At 43.7% G+C, this 21259-nt stretch carries 16 protein-coding genes; 15 read left to right on the top strand and 1 reads right to left on the bottom strand.

Annotated features, from left to right (window positions below; translation table 11 throughout):
- The first annotated feature begins 485 nt into the window (after positions 1 to 485).
- From DN752_RS20575 to DN752_RS20625, 10 genes are all read left to right on the top strand, one after another.
- Positions 486 to 2045 carry an alpha-amylase family glycosyl hydrolase gene (locus DN752_RS20575; RefSeq protein ID WP_112785714.1) on the top strand — a complete coding sequence of 520 codons (1560 nt, stop codon included), beginning with the start codon at positions 486 to 488 and terminating at the stop codon, positions 2043 to 2045.
- A 229-nt stretch (positions 2046 to 2274) separates the two neighbouring features.
- The gene (locus tag DN752_RS20580) at positions 2275 to 2784 is read left to right on the top strand and encodes a helix-turn-helix domain-containing protein (protein ID WP_112785715.1); all 510 of its coding nucleotides are present in this window, start codon (positions 2275 to 2277) and stop codon (positions 2782 to 2784) included.
- A gap of 274 nt (positions 2785 to 3058) precedes the next feature.
- Positions 3059 to 3607 (top strand): RNA polymerase sigma factor, encoded by a 549-nt coding sequence (locus tag DN752_RS20585; protein ID WP_112785716.1) that lies wholly within the window; start codon positions 3059 to 3061, stop codon positions 3605 to 3607.
- A gap of 175 nt (positions 3608 to 3782) precedes the next feature.
- Positions 3783 to 4739 carry a FecR family protein gene (locus tag DN752_RS20590; protein WP_112785717.1) on the top strand — a complete coding sequence of 319 codons (957 nt, stop codon included), beginning with the start codon at positions 3783 to 3785 and terminating at the stop codon, positions 4737 to 4739.
- A gap of 240 nt (positions 4740 to 4979) precedes the next feature.
- Positions 4980 to 8432: a SusC/RagA family TonB-linked outer membrane protein gene (locus tag DN752_RS20595; protein ID WP_112785718.1), complete on the top strand. Its 3453-nt coding sequence runs from the start codon at positions 4980 to 4982 to the stop codon at positions 8430 to 8432.
- Between the two features lie 30 nt (positions 8433 to 8462).
- Positions 8463 to 9929 carry a SusD/RagB family nutrient-binding outer membrane lipoprotein gene (locus DN752_RS20600; protein WP_112785719.1) on the top strand — a complete coding sequence of 489 codons (1467 nt, stop codon included), beginning with the start codon at positions 8463 to 8465 and terminating at the stop codon, positions 9927 to 9929.
- Positions 9930 to 9979: 50 nt separating this feature from the next.
- Positions 9980 to 10420 (top strand): hypothetical protein, encoded by a 441-nt coding sequence (locus tag DN752_RS20605; RefSeq protein ID WP_112785720.1) that lies wholly within the window; start codon positions 9980 to 9982, stop codon positions 10418 to 10420.
- A 33-nt stretch (positions 10421 to 10453) separates the two neighbouring features.
- Positions 10454 to 10879 (top strand): hypothetical protein, encoded by a 426-nt coding sequence (locus DN752_RS20610; RefSeq protein WP_162633294.1) that lies wholly within the window; start codon positions 10454 to 10456, stop codon positions 10877 to 10879.
- A gap of 958 nt (positions 10880 to 11837) precedes the next feature.
- On the top strand, positions 11838 to 13016 hold the full coding sequence (locus DN752_RS20620) for a pyridoxal phosphate-dependent aminotransferase (RefSeq protein WP_112785723.1): 1179 nt from the start codon (positions 11838 to 11840) through the stop codon (positions 13014 to 13016).
- A gap of 17 nt (positions 13017 to 13033) precedes the next feature.
- Positions 13034 to 14149: an AEC family transporter gene (locus tag DN752_RS20625; protein WP_112785724.1), complete on the top strand. Its 1116-nt coding sequence runs from the start codon at positions 13034 to 13036 to the stop codon at positions 14147 to 14149.
- 62 nt (positions 14150 to 14211) lie between these two features.
- On the opposite strand, the gene DN752_RS20630 is transcribed toward DN752_RS20625, so the two are convergent.
- Positions 14212 to 14874 (bottom strand): hypothetical protein, encoded by a 663-nt coding sequence (locus DN752_RS20630; protein WP_112785725.1) that lies wholly within the window; start codon positions 14872 to 14874, stop codon positions 14212 to 14214.
- A gap of 399 nt (positions 14875 to 15273) precedes the next feature.
- Here DN752_RS20630 and DN752_RS20635 point away from each other — a divergent pair, with 399 nt between their 5' ends.
- The 5 genes from DN752_RS20635 to gndA all read left to right on the top strand — a co-directional run bounded on the left by DN752_RS20635 (position 15274) and on the right by gndA (position 21244).
- Positions 15274 to 15498, top strand: coding sequence for a hypothetical protein (locus DN752_RS20635; protein ID WP_112785726.1), 225 nt, complete (start codon positions 15274 to 15276; stop codon positions 15496 to 15498).
- A gap of 62 nt (positions 15499 to 15560) precedes the next feature.
- On the top strand, positions 15561 to 16733 hold the full coding sequence (locus tag DN752_RS20640; RefSeq protein WP_112785727.1) for an HlyD family secretion protein: 1173 nt from the start codon (positions 15561 to 15563) through the stop codon (positions 16731 to 16733).
- Between the two features lie 36 nt (positions 16734 to 16769).
- Positions 16770 to 18971, top strand: a complete 2202-nt coding sequence (locus DN752_RS20645) for a peptidase domain-containing ABC transporter (protein WP_112785728.1) — start codon at positions 16770 to 16772, stop codon at positions 18969 to 18971.
- A gap of 374 nt (positions 18972 to 19345) precedes the next feature.
- Positions 19346 to 19801 (top strand): RpiB/LacA/LacB family sugar-phosphate isomerase, encoded by a 456-nt coding sequence (locus DN752_RS20650; protein ID WP_112785729.1) that lies wholly within the window; start codon positions 19346 to 19348, stop codon positions 19799 to 19801.
- 33 nt (positions 19802 to 19834) lie between these two features.
- Complete coding sequence (gene gndA, locus DN752_RS20655; RefSeq protein WP_112785730.1) at positions 19835 to 21244, top strand: NADP-dependent phosphogluconate dehydrogenase; 1410 nt, start codon at positions 19835 to 19837, stop codon at positions 21242 to 21244.
- Positions 21245 to 21259: the final 15 nt, after the last annotated feature.

A 21259-nucleotide genomic window follows, 5' to 3' on the forward strand; every position in this document is an offset into this window, starting at 1 on the left:
AAAATTTAGATCAATAGGGTGTTTGCTCAGCTGGTTTAACCCGGATTATGCGTTAGGAATCGTAGTGAGAGCTGAAATTGCAAGAAAATCAGTTAGTTTGGAGGCATTAGCGTAGCACCGCTACGGTTATGCCGAAAACTAAAGTGAAACGGCTGATTTTGAAGCAGTTTAAGGTCGCAATAGATAGGCTAATGCATATTCCGGGTTGAATGTGTCGATGTGGAGGCTGTTGTAGGGGAATTGCCCGCTGGGATGCCAAAGCTACCTGTCCCTTCTTGTAGTGTCTTTTAAAAAGAAAATAACTTAATAACACAATTTGATTATACGCTTTCTTGCCAGTGGATTTTATGTCTCACCGAACGCACAGAATACCCAGAATGACATAAGGCTTTTCTGAGATTTCAGTGGTTTCTGAGAGAACCAACTACTATGATTACTGGTGCCATTGCGGATAATCATGATAACACAATAACCTATTTGAAAAGATGCAAAACCTATTGAAATTGTTTACCTATTGTGGGCTAATTGGAATGGCCTTTGGCTGTAACCAAGTCACCGACGAAGAAATGGAAGTAAAAAACTATTGGCCAGAAGCTGGCGTGACGTACGAGATTTTTATCCAGTCGTTTTATGATACCGATGGAGATGGGATTGGTGATCTCAATGGCGTCACCACGAAGCTGGATTATGTCCATGAACTTGGTGCCAATGCCATTTGGTTTATGCCGCTGATGCCATCCCCTTCCTATCATAAATATGATGTGACCGATTATAAAGGAATCCATCCTGACTATGGTACCATGGAGGATTTCAAGAAGATGCTCGGTGAGGCGCATAAGCGGGATATCAAAGTGGTGATCGATATGATCATTAACCACACCAGTGACGAACATCCCTGGTTTATAGAAGCGAAGAAGGGCAGGGATAATCCATACAGGGACTACTATGTCTGGGCAAAATACGACACCATCCAAGATTATCTGGACAAAAAAGTGGTGACGCTGGACAGCGATAATATCCGCCAGTGGCATGATCCGGGGCAGGGAGAAGATTATTATTATGGTTTTTTTACCGGAGATATGCCCGATCTCAATTTCGATAATCCCAAGGTGAGGGAAGAGATTTATGAGATTGGCCGTTATTGGCTGGAAGAAGTAGGAGTAGATGGGTTCCGCTTAGATGCAGCCAAGCATATTTATCCTGATGACAGGGCAGCTGACAATCATGCTTTTTGGGAGGAATTCAGGGCTGAAATGGAGAAAATCAAACCTGACGTGTACTTGGTAGGAGAGGTTTACGACATGAAGGAGGTCGTCGCACCTTACCTCACGGGATTGAGGGCCTTGTTCAATTTTGATTTTCACTATACCCTTTTGGAGGCTTATAAGAAACAGGATGGGATGCTCTTGGCCAAAAAGCAACATGATATCCTGACATTCTATAATGGAATTACCGATGATTTTATCGACGCCACAATCTCTTCCAATCACGACCAGCCCCGCCTGCTCAATGAATTGGGCAAGAGTAAGGCTAAACTCAAGCAGGCAATAGCGATACTGATGACCATGCCTGGAGCACCATATATATATTATGGTGAAGAAATCGGCATGTTGGGCAAAAAACCAGATCCGAATATCCGTGAACCATTCCTGTGGGATGTGGCCAATAAAGATGCTGGGCGAGCAACATGGATAACGCCTAAATTTTCGACTGATAGTACGGTGACCCCTCTGGCTGTCCAGCGAAAAGATGCTGATAGTTATTTTAACCATTATAAAGAGGTGATCCAGTTGAGAAGTTCATATCCGGCATTGGCGATAGGAAGTCTGGAACTGCCAAAGGCAACCTATCCGAAGGCAGTAATGGCTTATCGTAGAAAAGCGGAGGGGCAGGAATTGTTCGTTTTCCATAACCTGGGTAGTAAACAGGTGGAAGTTTCGATGCCAGAGGGTTTTGGTCAGAAAGTGTATGCGTTGAAAGGTGTGAAGATAAAAGGAACGAAAATAGCGCTCCCTGCATACTCAAGTATTGTGTTGGGAAAATGAATGTTTCTAAAAGCAGGCTTCGGCCTGCTTTTTAAAGTTCCTCTATACTATATAGGTGATTTGACTGAAATTGAATTTTTCAATATACAAATCTTCCAATTTTTCAATTCTACAGCCAGCAGCTTTGGCACTGTCCATTAGGGCAATGCCATGATTGCATTTTAAATTTTAACGAGTAAATTTGTTACTCGCATATCACTGCTTTTATTGATTCATTTGAGAAATTTTCATGCTAGATATATTGATTACATCCAAGACCAGGGTAAAACTGCTGATCAAATTTTTTGCCCACGAAGCCAATAAAGGGTATTTGCGTGGATTGGCGGAGGAGTTTAACGAATCTACCAATTCCGTAAGGGTAGAGTTGAACAGATTATCCGAGGCAGGGATTTTGGTTTCTGAGCATGAGGGGAACACCAAGTCGTATTCTGCCAATAAAAAGCACCCGCTATTTCAAGAAATGAAAAATCTCGTGGCCAAATACCTTGGGCTGGACCGGCTGGTAGAAGTGGTGATAGATAAGCTGGGAAATGTAGAGAAAGCGATCGTTGTGGGCGATTACGCTAAGGGCATTGACAGTGGGGTAATCGAACTGGTATTGGTGGGAAGGGAGATCAATAAGGAATATCTCGCGTTTCTCATCGAAAAGGCGGAGGCGAAAATTAGCAGAAAAGTAAAGGTGGTGATTTATGAAAACGAGCCGGAAGGAATAAATGGGATGCTACTGCTGGAGCTATAGTGAGTCAAAATTGTAAGTAGTTGGATTTTTATGCTTTAGATCCTTTGAGGGTAAGTTTTGTAATTATTGTTTAAAGTGGTTGTTTTTTTAACCAGTTTTTTAATTGATTTTTAAAAATTTAATAAATACAGTTTTAATTTAAACCTAATTTTTATACTTTAACGTAAAGTTGATCAATAATGGTTGTTTTTATTCATTGTTATTGATTCGTCTTCACCCATAGATCGGTATAAGGCCGTAAGAAAATAGTGTCAAACTAATCCCCCTACCACCCATGAAAGAAATCGAAACGAGATTACTGGAACAGATCAGAAAAGGGAATGAAATGGCCTTTGTGGAGGTTTATGACAAATATTGGAAGCAGTTGTTCAATAGTGGTTATAAACGGCTCCAGAAGAAAGAAATTGTGGAGGGACTGGTGCAAGAGGTGTTTGTGGAGATGTGGCAAAAACGCGAGGTGCTGATGGTTCACACTTCCCTAGGTGCATATCTGTTCACAGCCCTCAAGTATAAAGTCATCAACCAAATGAAGTCCCAAATGGTCAAGGAGAAGTATGTGGCCTTTGTGACGTCAAGAAAATCCAATTTTGGAAGTGAAGTTGAAGAGAAGATTTTTTATAAAGAACTGGATGACGCTTATAAGCAGGAGATCTCCAATTTGCCGACTCAGGCAAAGCGGGTGTACGAACTTAAAAATTCAGATGGAATGAGCTATGTAGAAATATCCCAGGAAATGGGTATTTCTGTAAGTACTGTAGAAAAACACATGATCAAGGCGCTTAAAATTTTAAGGGAAAACCTGAGGGGGTTCAGTCTCAGGTAGGTTTCAGATGGAGGGGCAAAAAGAGGTAGCTGGGAAGGTTTATTGAGAAAACCTTAGAGATGTTCTGTGTTTTTTGTCTGTATTAAAAGATAATCGAATATTTTTTAGCTTTTTTATATTTAAAGATGGAGGTTAGGTAGTAGGAAGTTGACTTAAATATAGAAAAGCATTAAAAATGAACCGAGAGGAGATCAATAAACTACTGGATAAGTTTTTGTCGGGAGAAATTAGCCCTGAAGAGCAAGAGGACTTGGACCGATGGTTTGAGGACTTTGATGATCAGGAGGGTGCTACCGATGGGATGAGGAAAGAAGAGGAGTGGGAATTGAAGAGTAGGATGTTGGGAAAGATCAAAGAGGAGACTTTCGGAAGAAGGTCAGTAAAAGAAGAAAAAGCGAGAGGAGGCTTGTCCAAAGTGCTGGTGATGGCAGCTACTCTTGTACTGATCTTAGTAGTGGGTTTTGTGTTCTACCGACAGCATGCCAAGCCGGTGATTTATCGAACAGACCTTGGAGAGGTGTTGATCCTTAAGTTGCCAGACAGCACGGAGGTCACCTTAAACGGCAACTCCCAACTGAGCTATGAAAAGGGATGGTTTGGTGGATTTGGTAGGAAAGTGAACTTGAAAGGAGAGGCTTTTTTTGATGTAGTCCATACGATTGATGATCGTCGGTTTACGATCAATGAAGGTCTAGGGATGGGGATAGAGGTGTTTGGTACAGCCTTTAACTATAGTGTAAGGGAAGGAGTCAATGCCGTTGCCCTACAGTCGGGGAGTGTGAAGGTCACCTTGCCAAAAGAAGTAGAAGAAAAGCGGAATTATCACTTCCTAAAGCCTGGAGAGTTGGCCGTATATGATCACCGAAACAAGGAGGTGGAGATCAATACGCCTACAAATCTGGAAAGTTATTACGCATGGAAAGAAGGTAAGTTGATATTGGATTACTCAACATTGCCCGAAATCATCCAAAAGATAAAAGGTACCTATGGCTTAAGGGTCTCAATGGATACCGCTAGCTGGAGAGCGCATAAAGTGTCCGGAACTTTACCGCTTACCAGGGATCCGGCTATCCTCATCAAAAACCTGGAGCAGCTATTTGATGTGGAGATAGCCATAACAACTAAAGAGTAAGTGCACTTCAAGTGGCCTAGTAGATAGGTCGAAAATTAGAATACTTAAGGGAATGTCCCGATTGATCGGGGAGGATGGAAAGTTATGCAAAAACTTACCCTGGAAGGATATTGCCTTATTTAAAAATAACGAATACACGTGTGTGGGGTTTGGTAAGGCTTGTTTAGCAAAAATTGTCACTAGCAATTTTATGCCCAAAATAGCGAAAGTTTAACCACTTTAACCATTAACCAAATACCTATGCTAAACACCTTTACAAAGCGCCTAGTCGTGCTTTTGGTTGCCTGTATGGCCGTAGAAGAGACCAAAGCACAGCTGTTGGCTGAGTTTGCACAGGTTCCTGATCGATACTCGATCTCCAGAGAACCTTCACTGCCAGAAGTCCTGCGAAAGCTGGAAACCATCTACAAGGTTTCTATCGCTTATCCCTCAGACCTAGCCGACCAGAAATGGTCAACGGAATTCGCCCCGAATCGTGACCTTACCATTGACGAAAACCTTTCGAAGTTACTTAAAGATTCAGGGTTGAACTATCGTCAAGGTGTGGGGAGTTTTTACGTCGTCGTGAAAGAAGAGAACGTACCCAAGCCAAAGGAAACACTGTCTGCCACCGTAGCCCAAAAGGATGAAGCCTTGTTGGAAGAAATTACGGGCGTGGTAGTGGATGAGGAAGGCCTTCCTATCCCTGGAGCCAGTGTGCTTGTGAAAGGTACTATGGTGGGGAGTGTAACAGACCTTGACGGTAAATTCTCACTTGAAGTAGATGCACCTGATGAAGCGATTCTGGTGGTGTCATTTATAGGGTTTGAGAGCAAGGAGGTGACGATAGGCTCTGAGAGCAGTATGACCATCGTGATGAGCTCCAGTACCATGGCGCTTAATGAAGTAGTTGTAACGGCCTTTGGGCTCGAACGTGATAAGAAAGCTCTTGGCTATGCAGTGCAAAGTGTTAAGGGCAATGAGATCACTGAAGCGCAAAACCCCAATGTGGTCAATAGCTTATCAGGAAGGGTCGCTGGTGTTCAGATCAACAGTAACTCCATGCCGGGAAGTGGATCCCAGGTGATTATCCGGGGTTCATCCTCAGTGGCAGGGAATAACCAGCCGCTCGTGGTGGTGGATGGGGTTCCGTTGGACCAGACTTCTTCCCGTACTTATGGCAATGGCCTTTCAGAAATCAACCCAGATAATATCAAGGAGATGAACGTGCTCAAAGGAGCCACCGCTGCAGCCCTCTATGGATCGAGGGCTGCAAACGGTGTGATCATGGTTACTACCAAAGATGGTAGTGGGACCAAGGGCATCGGTGTTTCGATCAACTCAAACATGACATTTGACAACCCATTGGTCAAGCCTGATTTCCAGAATACCTATGGAGGTGGTTCAGGTTACAGGACTTACTATGTGGATGGACGAAATGGCTTCGATGAGCAAGGTGTCAGGGGTACTGCGGGAGTTGATGAAAGCTGGGGTGCGCCCATGGACGGAAGTTTAGTGCCTCTTTGGTATTCAGCGCCTGAACTGGTCCCGCTTACTCCTCAGCCAGACAACTGGGAGGATTTCTGGGAAACTGGAAAAACGGTATCCAATAATATTGCCATTTCGGGTGGCAATGATAAGGGTAATTTTCGGCTTTCTGTCGGTCGTTTGGATCAGAAAAGTATCATGTGGAACAACGATTACTACAGAAACAACTTCAAGCTGAACACGGGATACAACTTTACCGATAAGCTGAACGTGACCATCAGTGCTGAGTATATCAAATCAGGTTCTGATAATAGGAGGTTTTCCAGTAGCTCGGACTTTATTTGGTCCCACCGCCATACTGATTTTACTAAACTATTTAACTGGAGGGATTATTATGGCATCCAGCGGGAAACCTTCCGAGAAGGTGATGATTATCCCTATGCCAACTGGCAACATGAGTATTTTTCTAACCCTTATTTCTTACAGGAATATTACACCAATGCCAATGAAAAGGACCGCATGGTCGGAAATATTGCGGTGAATTACCAATTTAACGACGAACTCAGCTTGATGGTCCGTTCAGGTACAGACTTCTGGACGGATACAAGGCTGAACGTAACAGGAGTGGAGCGGACCAAGAACTTTGTCACCACAAAAGGGTCTTATACTGAAACAGTGCTCAGAAGTCAAGAAACCAACAGCGACTTTATCTTTACCTACGACAAGGAATTTTCCAATGCTTTTTCACTCAAGGCCCAAATGGGGGGGATCAACAGGACAAATTATTATAAGCGAAATTATGTGGACGTGACGGAATTGACCATCGATGGATTATATAACCTGAGCAATTATGCCAGCCCCGTCACGCCAGAAAGTACCATTCGCAAGCAGGAAGTGAACAGTTTGTTTGGTTCTGCCACATTCGGTTTTAATAACTACCTATTTCTTGATGTGACGGGGAGGAATGATTGGTCCAGTACCTTGCCAGTGGATAACAACTCCTTCTTTTACCCTTCAGTGGCCCTCAGTGCAGTGGTGGCTGATATTTTCAATGTGCAGAGCCGGGTGCTTTCATTTGCGAAGCTCCGGGCGAGCTGGGCGCAGGTGGGTAGCGATGCCAGTCCTTATATGCTCAGTCAAGTGTACAACTCTGAAGGACTTTGGGCGGGGACTACACCTACTTATGCCAACTCCAGTGAAATAGCCAATGTCAACCTAAAGCCAGAGATCACTACTGGTAAGGAAATAGGGCTGGATATGAGGTTCTTGGAAGGGCGAATTGGGGTGGACTTCACCTATTATCACCAGTCGACAACAAATCAGATATTGGCAGTAGCGATCTCTAGCTCATCAGGATACGCCAGCCAAGTACTCAATGCCGGAGAGATCACCAACAAGGGCGTCGAATTGATGGTGTATGGCACACCGATCAAATCGGAGGCAGGCTTGACTTGGGACATGTCCTTTAACTTTTCGAGAAACCGCAACTTAGTCGTAGAACTGGCGGAAGGGTTGGAAAACTACACCTTGGCAAGCCAAAACAGTTTGACGTCGGAAGCAAGGGTGGGACAGCCTTACGGAACATTGTATGGAAGAAGGTACCTAAGGTCGCCAGAAGGTGAAATCGTATACAGTGATGGTCTTCCCCAATTGGAGGCCGGAACCTATGCCTTGGGAAACATCCAGCCGGATTGGATGGGCGGATTTTCCAATAACTTCACCTATAGAAACTGGTCATTAGGTGCGTTGATAGATATTCGAATGGGTGGTGACTTGTTTGATGTAGGTACTGGTCTGGCACGTAAGACCGGACAATATGCCGAAACTGCCATAGGCAGGGAAGAAGGAGTGATCGGTGCAGGAGTGATGAACGTAGGCACAGAAGAATCTCCCGTGTATGTTCAGAATGACGTAATTGTGGATGCGGGGACTTTCTGGAATGCCCAAAACCCCAGGACCTATCACGAGGCAGGGATCTTTGATGGAAGCTATGTAAAATTGAGGGAGCTTACCTTGGGATATTCTTTTCCTAAAAACTTCCTAGGTAATAATTTCATCCAGTCCATGAAGCTATCTGCTGTGGGTCGGAACTTGGCTATTCTGTTCAAAAATCACCCCCACATGGATCCTCAGGTGGATATGAAAGGTGGCAATGCCCAAGGGTTTTCCTATGGTGAGCAGCCTTCTACCAGAAGTGTAGGTTTTAACCTCAACGTCACTTTTTGATCCTGTGTAACCCCTTAAAAAAAACGTGCTATGAAGAAAAGTCTAACAAAATTATATGCCCTTTTCATGATTCCTGCAGCTGGTCTGATACTGAATAGCTGTACTGGAGATTTTGAAGAGATGAATGTGGATCCGAACAACCCGACGAGTATATCGCCGGCCTTATTATTGCCCAATGCCATTCAAGTGTCGGTGGACCGTTATTGGGGACACAGTACGCGATTTGAGCGATTGAATATCGACGCGGCGATGTGCTGGATGCAGCACTTGGCCAGAAATATCTATATCAATGTCGAAGGAGATAGCTATGAGATACCACTTACGGTGTCCTCAGGAACCTGGGATGCACTCTACAATGATGCATTGGTGAATTTCGAAAGTGTTCAGCGTCTGTCCGGACCAGGAAGTGAATTCGAAAACAGCAATTATTACGGTGTGGCTTTGGTGATGAAGGCATTTACGTTTTCCTATATGACGGATGTTTTTGGCCCGATTCCTTACTCTGAGGCGCTCAAAGGAACAGCCGAAGACCCCATCAACTCACCCAAGTATGATTCTATGGAGGAGATCTATGCTGGATTGATAGAGGATTTGAGACTGGCCAATGAAAGCCTCAGTACCGATGGCCCTGCTATTTCGGGGGATATTCTATTCGATGGAGATGTCATGCGCTGGAAGAAGTTTGCGAACTCCCTACGCCTGAAACTGGCCAACCACCAAGCAGCCCAGAAACCAGCTGAATCTCAATCAGTGATGGCTGAAATCCTGGGAGACCCTGCTACTTATCCTGTTTTTACAAGCAATGGAGATTTTGCCCAGCTGATTCATGTAGATGTAATCGGCAGCAGGAACAAGATGTTTGATGTGTTCTCTACCCGTTCTGACTGGAATATCAGCCAGACGCTGATCAATATGCTCTTGGAACTCGATGATGAAAGGATCACCGTATATGCACAGCCTTTGGCAGATGGTTCCTATGCAGGACTTCCCAATGGGCTTACGGATGCGGCTGCAGGTAACTATTCCGCCAGTACTATTGGGGCCAAGTTCTTGGACCCTACCGCTCCGAGTATTTTGATGAGTTATGCCGAATTGCTTTTTATCGAAGCCGAAGCAGCATTGGATGGGGATATCGACGGAGATCCTGCGGCATTATTGGAAGAGGCCATAGCCGCTTCTTTTGACCAACATGATTTGGAAATGCCAGCAGATTATATGTCTCGGATAGGAGAGGTGGACAAGGAAACCATCATGACTCAAAAATGGCTGGCCTTATTTGGTCAAGGAGTAGAAGCGTGGACGGAGTACAGAAGAACAGGCTATCCGGTGTTTCCACCACCCAATCCTGATGCAGTATTCTATAATGAAGGAGTGCTGCCAACAAGGCTAGAATACCCTACTTCCGAATACTCGCTAAACAAAGCGGCACTGGACGAGGGCTTGAGGCTGCTGGGAGGGGAAGACAATATGCGGGTACCACTTTGGTGGGCAGAGTGATGTCCAAAGGGTAGTGTTCACAGTTTAATAACATTCTAAATTCTGAAATCATGAAAAATAAAACATATAAAATATGGGCAGTGCTATTGGCGTGTCTGCCCTTGCTGTTCTCATGTGAAGATGCCGTAGAATTGGCCACTCCCAATGTGGCCTCACCGGTATTGGTGGTGGTAGATGGAGGTGCTTTTCCGTCTGATAGCGAGGTGACTGTCACGGCAAAATTCATGGAGCTGGACAAGACTGGTATTCTGGATAATACTGTTGGGATTGATTCGATCCCAGTGAGTGATCTGGAAGTTACGGTTTTTATCAACCAGACCGAAGAAGTGTCCACTGTGGTGACCGATGGAGGGGGTGAGGCTGGTTTAAGCGTGAGTTGGGCAGCACTCGGGCTGGAGGTTCCTGGCAGTGGGGATCAGGTGAGGCTGGAATTTGCTGGGACGCACGATAATATAGCTTTTAGAAAATACCACACGGTAAGAGTTGAATAACTATGTGCATCAAAGATTAGTTAGTGATTAGTAATGGGTAATTCTATAGGTCAAAAACCTGGACGGTACAGCTGTTCAGGTTTTTTTTATTTGAACCCAGAATATCAATGTCGTTTAGTTACTGTGTATCTGGAAAATATGGGTTCTATATTTTTTCCTTGGGCAGTTATTTTTCTAGCTAAATTCCTAGGTGGTTTTCATCTCTTTACCTTTGTTACTTTTTTGCTTCAGGTCAAAAAAGTAACCAAAAAACCCCGCCGCTGTGCATCTATTGGCCTAAAATTAAAACCTTCCCTCATGCAGGCAAACTCCTCCTTTTTAGCAGCCAACATTCTTTTTGGCCAGCATTTCGTCAAACAAGCCTGCCTTTTTGCCCGCCCACTTTTTAATTTCTTAACGCCCAATACCTGCAAGGCGGATTCAGTTAATAAGTCCCAAAAAGGTGTTGTTTCCATATGACGGCCCTTGGTATGCCTGTTTTCCAGCCGATGGTGGAGGCCGTTAAGAAAGGGAGTTAGCTCGCGTCGTGGAACAGCGAGACCCACTCACTTTTAGGTCGTAGCCATCGGGTGGAAATTAAAATGGGTGACGGATCTCGGTCGCAGGGTAAATCCATGTTCCATTTTAAAGGGCAGACCACCGGCCTAGATTTTTTTCTTTCTTTTTTCATCAATAGCCTGCCCCGAAGGCTTTCGGGGGAAAAAAGGAAAAGGATAAAATCCACCAAGATGATTAGGTTTCTCCAGCCAAAGTCAATCAAAAAAAGGACTTTTATGTATATGAAAAGGAGGAAATGCCCTTAACTAAACGACATTGCCCGAAATATGCATTAGCCGATCTCCGCCACGGTGCACAAGTATTGCGGCCTGATCCGGTACGGCTGACAAAATCAGCCGCTTTGCTTTAGTTTTTGGGTCTATCTGATAGCTACCATATTAACATAGTCGTCCGGCTAACTTGTGTAAGTTGGCGAAAATCTATGCCTTATTGATGTTTATGCTCTTCACAAATGGCCTTGGGGGATTTTAAGTCCCCATTATTCCGGTTCGGGATTACAAATCTCGAACAGCTAAGTCGAGGCCATCTCATTTTCAGTATACAAGATCGCTTTATTCTGCTGTGGCTACATTCGTAATGCGTTGTTGATACTGGTCATAAGTTGATGTTTGGGTGGTTTTTAGTGTTTATTTTACCATGGTTTTTAGGTTATGATGTTTTTTTATTAAAAATAGGTTTAAAATTTATCTTGGTGTGGAGGTTTTTGTTGGGTTGGGTGACATATAAGTAGAAGCCCGAAATAATTGATGCAAAAGTACCAGAAGCCTCGTTCTGGTTTTGACTGTACAGTAAGCCCATTACTAGTAGGAAGTTTAGTTATCGAATTCATCAATTTTCAAAATACTTAACCATTTCAACCATGACAACAAAAATCAATAGAAGAGCTTGGCTCAAGTCCAGTTTATTGGCCGCAGGCGGAATAGGATTAGCACCCAGTTTGGTGTCAGGTAGCTCAAGAGTTTCCTCCCATGTAGCTCCGATAAATCCCCAGAGTTTATTATGGGAGCATGACCCCATGTATAAAGACAGTGCACCAGCGTTAAGGGCGCGTCTGCTTGCCAATGAGAACCCATATGGCCCGTCAAAGAAAGTGGTTTCGACCATTTCTGAGGCAGTATCTTTAGGGAACCGTTATGCACATGGCGATGCGGCTACTTTGATCGACATGATCGCTGAGAAAGAAGGTGTGACCAAAGACCATATTATGCTTGGGCCAGGTTCCACTGACTTATTGGAAAAAACCGCCATTGTACGTTTTCTGGAAGGAGGGAATATTGTTTCTGCAGATCCTTCCTATATGTCGCTGATCAATACGTCCAGAAGGATCGGTGCCACTTGGAAGCCCATTCCACTGACGGCTGATTTTTCCCATGATCTGGATGGAATGGCCAAGGCCGTAGACAGCGAAACCAAATTGGTGTACATCTGTAATCCAAACAACCCGACAGGATCTATCACAGAAGCGGGCAAATTGAAAAAATTCTGCAAGTCTGTAGCTGCCAAAACCCCGATTTTTGTGGATGAAGCATATTTGGAGTTTATGGATAAGCCAGAGGACAATACCATGGTCGGATTAGTGGCCGAAGGACATGATGTGATCGTGGCCAGGACATTCAGCAAGATCCATGGCATGGCCGGGCTGAGAATCGGCTATATCGTGGCCCAGCCAGAGAGAATCGGAAGCATCACGGATATGGTGCGCAGTACCATGGGGCTGTCCGTGACCTCACTGAAAGGAGCTATCGTGAGTGTACAGGAAAACAAGTTTCTTGAGGAGTGTAAAGCCATGAACAAGGAGTGCCGGGATTATGTCTTTAGCGAATTGACTGCCATGGGGTATGATGTCATTCCGTCCAACACCAGTTTTATGATTTTCCCTATTGAGATGGATGGGAAACAGTTCCTTAAATCCATGTTTGCTGAAGGAGTGGGAGTAAGGTCTTATAACTTCTTGGACAAGCCCTGGTGCCGTGTAAGCATGGGGACAATGCCCGAGATGGAGATTTTCCTAGAAGCCTTCAAAAAAGTTACTGCCTAATAATAAACTAGTCTATCATGAGTATAGCTATACAAAAAACCCTTTCACTTTTACTATTAATAGCGATTGGTTTTTTACTTAAAAATAAATTAAACAAGGAAGAACACAAAAAGGGGCTAAAGATCATTATCCTTAATATAGCCTTACCGGCAATTATATTTGTGGCCTTGCTTAAGATACAGATCCAGCCGGATTTGTTGTTTTTGCCCATACTGGCATTGGTGTTTAATTTGCTGATGTTGGTTGTCGGTAAATATGTCCTTCCGCTTTATGGGATAGAAAACGACACACCGACCATGCGGACACTGTTAATGCTGTTGCCCTCTCTGGCGCCGGGGCTTTCCTGCTTCCCGTTTTTGGTGGAGTATTTGGGAGATGAAGCGTTGGCTTGGGGGGCCTTGGCAGATATTGGCAATAAGGTATTTGTCCTAGTTCTTACCTATCTATTGGCCATGCAATGGTACTATAGAGTAAACCAGTCGGTGAACCATAGTGGTAATCAGAAGGTCAGAGGTCTTTTGATCTCCATGCTGAACGAACCTATCAATATGGTCATGATCGGGGCTATAATATTGTTGAGTTTTGGGTTTACGTTGGACAGCTTGCCGTATTTTCTAAGTGATGCAGTACTACAGATGAAAAACATGATGACACCGCTGATCTTGATCTTTATCGGTGTAGCAGCGGTGCTTAAGTGGGAGCAGCTCAAAATGATAGTCGCTTTGTTGGCCTTTAGGTCAGGGATTACATTTTTGATCAGTGGGCTACTGGTGACATTCCTTCCATTGCCCAATGAGGCAGCCATTTTGCTGGCTGTAGTGTTTCCTCAGAGTGCCTGTAGCTTTTGGCCATTTGCACATATGTCGGCTGTATCAGCTTTGGAGAAAAAAGATAGCAACGGAAGCAAGACGTTTGACTTGACACTGGGATTAAATATACTGGCAGTATCTCTACCTTTCAGTACCTTGGTGATCTTAGGCGTGTTTTCATCAGGTAATTACTTTCTAAATCCTTACCATATTTTCTTGGGTGGTTTTAGTCTGATGCTCCTGGCCGCAGTGCCTGTAGTCATCCAACTACTGAAAAAATCGAGTGTAAGCTATAAGCTTTCCGAAGAAGAGCCAGCTGAATAAAATGAAGATAGTTGAATGTTGTTAATTTGTGGGAAGATAGGAGCCTCGCTACAGCGGGGCTTTTATTTTTTTGCTAGCTTTTCATAGAGATCTTTAATGTACAGTTTGTTGTTGCTTAGCTCTTTTACTGAGGATCGATAGGTTTTGATTTTTCTGAGGTCTGGTAGACTCAATTTGTTTTTTGAAATGGAATAAGCAATGATCAGTGTAGGGTAGTTGACAACTAAAATGATGCTATAGATGCCTTGGGTAGGCACTGAACGAAACCCCAATCTCTTTGCTGCATTTTCTTGTAGGATATAAGAAGTCCCTTCCAGCATCACATCCTCTTTGCTACTCTCGTGTTGTTCTATAAAATTCAACAGTCCTTCTAGGTATCCAGACAGTATTTCACGTGTCCGCTGAGGGCCTGGAAGGCTAAAGTCCAGGGCAAAACAATAATCGAAAAGTGTCCCTCCATGAAAGATGATTTTATGGTTTTCTTGTCTTTCGGTGATAAACATGGGGGAATAATAGATGAGTTTGCCTTTCTTTTTGCCCATCGGGGTATCAATGAAGGGAGCCGCAATCATAATGAAGGGAGCAGTAATGAGGCTGATCCAGTAAACCTCGGTGATAAAAGCAATCAGGAGCGTACCCACAAATAATATACTCACAGCAAGCGCCACGAAAAATATCAACTTTTTTTGTTGGCTTTCGGGTTTTTCGTAGAAGCTATGAACCATTTTTTGAGTGATGATTTAAGGTTGGAAGGCCATTTTGGATAAAGTTAGAAAAATTATATTGAATCAGTGAGAGGGCACTGTATTTGATAACCTGTCGTTGGTAGAGATGACCTGTTTTATAAAAAAGTTACTTTTTTTTTATAAAGAATATTGTTTGGTTACTTACTTGAGATATTGTTAAGGTTTTGTTGGATGATTGTTTTATGTGTATTTAGGAAGAAAAAATTTTGATAATACTGGTGGATTCTCTGTCTGTTATGTTTTTTACAAGGAGAATTAATGATTGGAGGTAATCTGGTTTTGGGTTAAAGTGCGTACATAATTCCGAATCGATTCACAAAGGTGGATTCCGAAAAGCCTTCAATAGAGTAGGAAACTTTAACCAAAAATTTTAACGTAATGAAATTTCAAGAATTGAATCAATCAGAATTAAAAGAAGTAAATGGTGGATTGTTGGGCGGCCTTTTGGGCGGCGAAGAAGGAGGTACACAAGGAAGCCTTTTGGGTGGATTAAGTGTACACTTTAGCTCTGAGTCCAAGGACGATGATGGTGATATGCAAAAAAGCAGCTTTGGCATTGAACTTTCTGACTTGGGGTCTTTCGAAAACATCTTCAGGGACTAACCAATAGCCATGATGAACAAAAGACAGCATTAACGTGCTGTCTTTTTTTGTCTTTTTGAGCCATGAGCAACCAGATTTTCCCTTCGGATATTGTCAAGCACACATCGGATTTCCACTTTAGGTACTATAATGGCAATACGCTAGTAGTATACAGAGTGATTTTGGCTTTGGTGATAGTGGCAATGCTGTCGCTTTTCCTTATCAAGGTGGACGTTTCAATAAAGGGAGCAGGTATTCTGAAATCAGAAACTCCCAGAACGACGGTACGTTCATTGGTAAGCGGAAGGATCGATGAGGTTTATGTAAAAGAGAACGATGAAGTGAAGGAAGGGCAGGTACTTTTTACGATACAGTCGTCCATTCTCAATGAAAAGAACAAACTGTATGATAGCCAGATCAAAGAGCTTGAAGGTAAAACCACAGACCTAAGGAGATTGATAGGCAGGTGTCGCCAAAACCGATGGGAAGAGGTTCCAAGCATGAAATCATCCCAATACCAGCAAGAAGCCAACTATTTTTATCAGAAGCTGTCAGATACACGTTCCCAATATGCGATAGTCCAGAAGAATTATGAACGGTCCAAAACCCTTTATGAAGCTGGAGCAATATCAGAACTCGAAATGGACAAGGCGACCCTTAGTCATGACAATGCCAAAAGTAATATTTATGTGGCCATAGACCAGCAAGCCGCTATTTGGCAATCGGTGCTTACGGAACTTGAACAAAAGTTAAAACATCTTCAGTCGGAAGATTCCCAGCTGCAGCAGCAGAAGGAATTTTACCGCGTAGAAGCACCTGTGGCCGGATATATACAGAATATGGAGGGGATAGCATCGGGGGCAGCAGTTGCGCCCAATTATCAATTGGGAGAAATCTCCCCCATTGGAGGGATGGTGGCCGAAATAATGGTTGCTCCAGAGGATATAGGGCTACTTAAAAAGGGCGGCCCAGTGTCCATCCAAGTAGACTCGTTTAATTATAACGAATGGGGGCTCTTGGAAGGAGAGGTGCTTTCCATTTCCAACGACGTTTTTATGGAAAACGGTCGGGCTCCCTATTTTAAAGTTGTCTGTGCGGTAAACCAAGATTATTTGGAGTTAAACAATGGATACAAAGGCTATCTAAAAAAAGGAATGACACTTCAGGCGAGGTTTGTCCTTACTGAGAGACGGTTGATACAGCTTTTGTTTGACCAGGCTGACGACTGGGTAAATCCCCATTTGGCAGAGAAATAGTCAATCGACCAAAGCAACAATAAAAAAACAATAAGGATGAACATTTGGAAGCTCGTTTTTGGGTACCGTAAGCGATATAGGCGAACAGAAATAAAGCAGCACGATTACACAGACTGTGGCGCAGCGTGTTTGGCTTCAGTGGCTTCATTTCATTACCTGGAAATGCCCATAGCCAAAATCAGACAAATGGCCTCTACAGACCGCAAGGGGACTAATGTGCTTGGGTTAATTGAGGCGGCGAAGAAATTAGGTTTTGATGCGAAAGGAGTACGGTTGAAGGTCGATCAGTTGGACTTGGTGCCCGTGCCGGTGATCGCCCATGTTATCGTCAAAAAAGTCCTGCATCACTACGTGGTGGTCTTGGAAGTAAGAAAGGAAACTGTGCTGTTGATGGATCCTGCAGAGGGAAAAGTAAAGGAAGTCAAGCGGGAGGAATTTGAGGAAATATGGACAGGGGTAATGTTGCTGCTTCAGCCAGGAGATACCTTTGAGCAAGGGGACTTTAAGGCAAGTGTCTTTCAGCGATTTTGGTTTTTGTTGCGGCCTCACAAAAAGGTCCTGCTCCAAGTACTGCTTGGCTCCATCGTGGCCACGATTTTGGGCTTGGCATCTTCCTTTTATTTGCAAAAGATCATCGATAATGTGCTTCCGGAAGGAAACCAAAACCTCCTCAATCTCATGGGGATCTGCATGGTGGTGATTTTGATTTTTAGAATTATTATAAGTTTTACCAAATCCTTGCTCACTGTCCAGACTGGTCAGAAAATCGATGCAAGGTTGATTTTGGGTTATTATAAGCACTTGCTGAAACTGCCGCAACAGTTCTTTGACAATATGAGGACAGGCGAAATCATCTCGCGGATAAATGATGCAGTAAAGATCAGGACATTTATCAATGATGTCATTATCGGATTTGTGATCAACCTGTTTGTGGTGGTTTTTTCCATTTCACTGATGTTCGTTTTCTATTGGAAATTGGCCTTGTTTGTATTGTTGATCATTCCTGTCTATGCAGTGATTTACTATTTCTCCGATAAGGTCAACAGTAAAACCCAGCGTCAACTCATGGAAAACAGTGCCGAGCTCGAATCGCAGCTAGTGGAGTCCGTAAATGCTGTGAGTACCATCAAACGCTTCGGTCTTGAAGACTTTACCAATATGAGAACAGAGTCGAAGTTCGTTGGCCTATTAAAATCAGTGTATGAATCCAGTATCAATAGTATTTGGATAGGGAATTCAAGTACATTCAGTACTTCCTTATTTACTATTTTGCTGTTATGGATAGGGAGTTCTTTTGTGTTGGATAATGAATTGACAGCAGGGGAGTTGCTTTCTTTTTATGCGATTATGGGGTATTTTACCAAGCCTGTGGCCAGTTTTATAGGGATGAACAAGTTGATTCAAGATGCTTTGATTGCTGCGGACAGGCTGTTTGAAATTATGGATGTGGAAGTAGAGGATGAAGGGAAATCCATGATGTTGACAGCAGAAAAACTGGGTGATTTACGGTTCATAGATATAGAATTTCGCTACGGTACTCGCAAGGATGTGTTTGACAAATTAAATCTGGAAATTCCTCTAGGAAAAGTCTCCGCGATAGTAGGAGAATCAGGATCAGGCAAATCCACACTACTTTCTCTGCTGCAAAAAATCTACCCACTGAACGGCGGAAGGATCACCATCGGAGAATATGACTTGAAATATATCGACCAGTTTTCCCTGAGGAAGCTTATTGGTGTGGTGCCGCAGGATATTCACCTGTTCGCTGGTTCTGTGATGGACAACCTAGCTTTGGGAGAATTCAACCCTGACATGACCAAAGTGATCAATATCTGTAAAAAACTGGGGATGTTGGAGTTTATCGAATCCCTTCCAAAAGGCTTTGATAGCTATATTGGAGAGAATGGTGTGACACTTTCAGGCGGACAAAGACAGCGACTCGCCATAGCCAGGGCCTTGTATAAGGACCCGGAGATTTTGATTTTTGATGAAGCTACTTCTTCTCTCGATTCTTATTCTGAATCCTATGTCAACAACGCATTGAAAACACTTCAAGAAGAGGGGAAAACAGTTATAATTATTGCCCACCGACTCAGCACCGTAATGGATGCAGATAAAATAGTAGTGCTCAAAGAGGGCAAACTGATGGAACAGGGAAATCATGAGTCACTTATCAGCGCCCAAGGGGTCTATCAAGAAATGTGGAAGAGACAAGTTCCATCCAGCGTAACAATGTAGGAATAGCTAGTAGATTTTATCCATAAGCTCCTGATACAAGATGGTTTTTATTTAGCTAACTATGGCATAGGCTTACGCATATTCCGGGTCAAATCAAAAGTGATTTTTTGTCGACCCTTTTTTTGAAGGTGGTTGGTTTTGTTTGTAAGGAATTGTTATTCAGTATTTTGGTGGTTTTTGTAGGGTTGGATCATAAATCCTTTTTCCAGCTACAAGCAGAATGGTATTTGGTGAAGCAAGTGATTATTGGGGAATTGCTGTCGGGAAAGGCTTAGTTTCATTAAAAAAAGACTAATTTTGGGTGAGTATAGGAACTGGGGAATTAAAAGGAGCCTGCCATCTGTTTTCAGTGTGGGCGCTTAAACAATTTGAATATGAAAATAGGAATTGCTGCAGATCACGGAGGCTTTGATCAGAAAAAGGAGGTGTTTGAATACCTTAAAAATAATGGACATGATGTCACTGATTTTGGAGCCGATAAATTTGATGAATCGGATGATTATCCTGACATCGTAAAGCCCTTGGCAGTGGCAGTTGCCAATGGGGATATCCAAAAAGGCATCGCTATCTGTGGAAGTGGGGTAGGCGTCACCGTTGCGGCCAATAAAGTTCCAGGTGTTCGGGCTGCCTTGATCACCGAGCCCTACAGTGCCCACCAAGGAGTGGAGCATGACAATATGAACCTTATGTGCCTTGGGGGCAGGGTCATCGGAGGAGTGTTGATCAAGGAACTGGTAGAGATTTTTATTACTGCCGAGTATGTAGAAAAAGAGCGCTTCCAGCGCAGGCTCAGAAAAGTCCAAGATTTAGAAGACGAGTACAGGAAATAATACAAAAATCGCTAGTAAGAGAAATAATTATAAATGGAACAATTCGACTTTGGCATTGTAGGCCTTGGGGTAATGGGGAGAAATCTCCTGCTCAATATGGCCGACAATGGCTTTGCAGTGGCCGGACTAGACTTGGATGAAACCAAAGCCAAGTCCTTGGAGAAAGAAGCAGCTTCTGGTCATCAAGTAAAGGGATTTATCGTTGCTGAAGACTTTGTCAAATCCCTCAAAAAACCCAAAGCCATCATGGTGCTAGTGCCAGCGGGCAAGCCTGTAGATGCTGTGATCAGCTCTATACGCCCTTTTTTGAGCGCAAATGACATCGTGGTGGACGGTGGTAATTCTTATTTTCCTGATACCGATAGAAGATTTTCCGAACTGGCAAAAGACCATATCCATTTCTTTGGGATGGGGATTTCTGGGGGTGAAAAAGGAGCACGTTTCGGCCCTAGTATGATGCCAGGAGGTGATGAAAAGGCCTATGAGCGACTGCGACCGGTGTTTGAGGCGATTGCTGCGAAGGTCGATGGCGAGCCCTGCGTGACCTATCTGGGCAAGGGGTCTGCCGGTAATTATGTCAAGATGGTCCATAATGGGATCGAATATGGCATCATGCAATTGATCGCAGAGACATATGATGTGATGAAGCGGGGACTGGGGATCGGTGATGAAAGGATCCAAGAAATCTTTGAAACGTGGAATACGACAGAGCTGTCCTCCTTTTTGGTAGAGATCACCGCTACGCTTTTGAAGAAAAAAGATAAAAGTACAGGGCAGCAGCTGGTGACCTTGGTGTCAGACCGAGCGCGGTCCAAAGGCACTGGCAAATGGACCTCCCAAAATGCGATGGATCTGCAAGCTCCCGTGCCGGTAATCGACATGGCGGTATTGATGCGTGATATTTCCAAGTACAAGGAGGAACGCGTGGCAGCTGCCAAATTGCTCCCTTGGGAGGCTGAAGGAGAAGAGGATGTAGCTATTGAAAGTCTGAAAGATGCACTTTATTTTGCGATTATCACTACCTACGCACAAGGTATGGTACAGTTGAAGTTGGCTTCTGATGAATATAAGTATGGGCTAAACTTAGAGGAAGTAGCCAAAATATGGAGAGGAGGATGCATTATCAGGGCGGCATGTTTGGAAGACTTTAGACAGGCTTATAGGCGTGATTCAGCGCTGGCCAATCTCCTTCTTGATGAAAAAATAGCAGAAGATTTGGTGTCCCGGCAAGGTGCCGCCCGCGAGGTGATCAAGGTCGCCGTGGACAAGGGAGTTCCTGTGCCAGCGTTGATGGCTGCTTTGGCGTATTTTGATGCCTATAGAAGTGAAACATTGGCCACTAATGTGATCCAGGCCCAAAGAGACTATTTTGGAGCACACCAATTTGAACGAATAGATAAAGAAGGTCTGTTCCATGTACAGTGGGACGAAGTGACGGGATAAAGCGTTTAGATAAAA

It is taken from the genome of Echinicola strongylocentroti (assembly GCF_003260975.1).
Taxonomy (GTDB): domain Bacteria; phylum Bacteroidota; class Bacteroidia; order Cytophagales; family Cyclobacteriaceae; genus Echinicola; species Echinicola strongylocentroti.

Bases quoted from the DNA above. Each gene is read 5' to 3' on its own strand.
- DN752_RS20595 (WP_112785718.1), top strand. From the start codon at position 4,980: ATGCTAAACACCTTTACAAAGCGCCTAGTCGTGCTTTTGGTTGCCTGT.
- DN752_RS20635 (WP_112785726.1), top strand. From the start codon at position 15,274: ATGAAATTTCAAGAATTGAATCAATCAGAATTAAAAGAAGTAAATGGT.
- DN752_RS20650 (WP_112785729.1), top strand. From the start codon at position 19,346: ATGAAAATAGGAATTGCTGCAGATCACGGAGGCTTTGATCAGAAAAAG.
- DN752_RS20610 (WP_162633294.1), top strand. From the start codon at position 10,454: ATGGGTAATTCTATAGGTCAAAAACCTGGACGGTACAGCTGTTCAGGT.
- gndA (WP_112785730.1), top strand. From the start codon at position 19,835: ATGGAACAATTCGACTTTGGCATTGTAGGCCTTGGGGTAATGGGGAGA.
- DN752_RS20585 (WP_112785716.1), top strand. From the start codon at position 3,059: ATGAAAGAAATCGAAACGAGATTACTGGAACAGATCAGAAAAGGGAAT.
- DN752_RS20645 (WP_112785728.1), top strand. From the start codon at position 16,770: ATGAACATTTGGAAGCTCGTTTTTGGGTACCGTAAGCGATATAGGCGA.
- DN752_RS20605 (WP_112785720.1), top strand. From the start codon at position 9,980: ATGAAAAATAAAACATATAAAATATGGGCAGTGCTATTGGCGTGTCTG.
- DN752_RS20575 (WP_112785714.1), top strand. From the start codon at position 486: ATGCAAAACCTATTGAAATTGTTTACCTATTGTGGGCTAATTGGAATG.
- DN752_RS20640 (WP_112785727.1), top strand. From the start codon at position 15,561: ATGAGCAACCAGATTTTCCCTTCGGATATTGTCAAGCACACATCGGAT.
- DN752_RS20620 (WP_112785723.1), top strand. From the start codon at position 11,838: ATGACAACAAAAATCAATAGAAGAGCTTGGCTCAAGTCCAGTTTATTG.
- DN752_RS20600 (WP_112785719.1), top strand. From the start codon at position 8,463: ATGAAGAAAAGTCTAACAAAATTATATGCCCTTTTCATGATTCCTGCA.
- DN752_RS20625 (WP_112785724.1), top strand. From the start codon at position 13,034: ATGAGTATAGCTATACAAAAAACCCTTTCACTTTTACTATTAATAGCG.
- DN752_RS20580 (WP_112785715.1), top strand. From the start codon at position 2,275: ATGCTAGATATATTGATTACATCCAAGACCAGGGTAAAACTGCTGATC.
- DN752_RS20630 (WP_112785725.1), bottom strand. From the start codon at position 14,874: ATGGTTCATAGCTTCTACGAAAAACCCGAAAGCCAACAAAAAAAGTTG.
- DN752_RS20590 (WP_112785717.1), top strand. From the start codon at position 3,783: ATGAACCGAGAGGAGATCAATAAACTACTGGATAAGTTTTTGTCGGGA.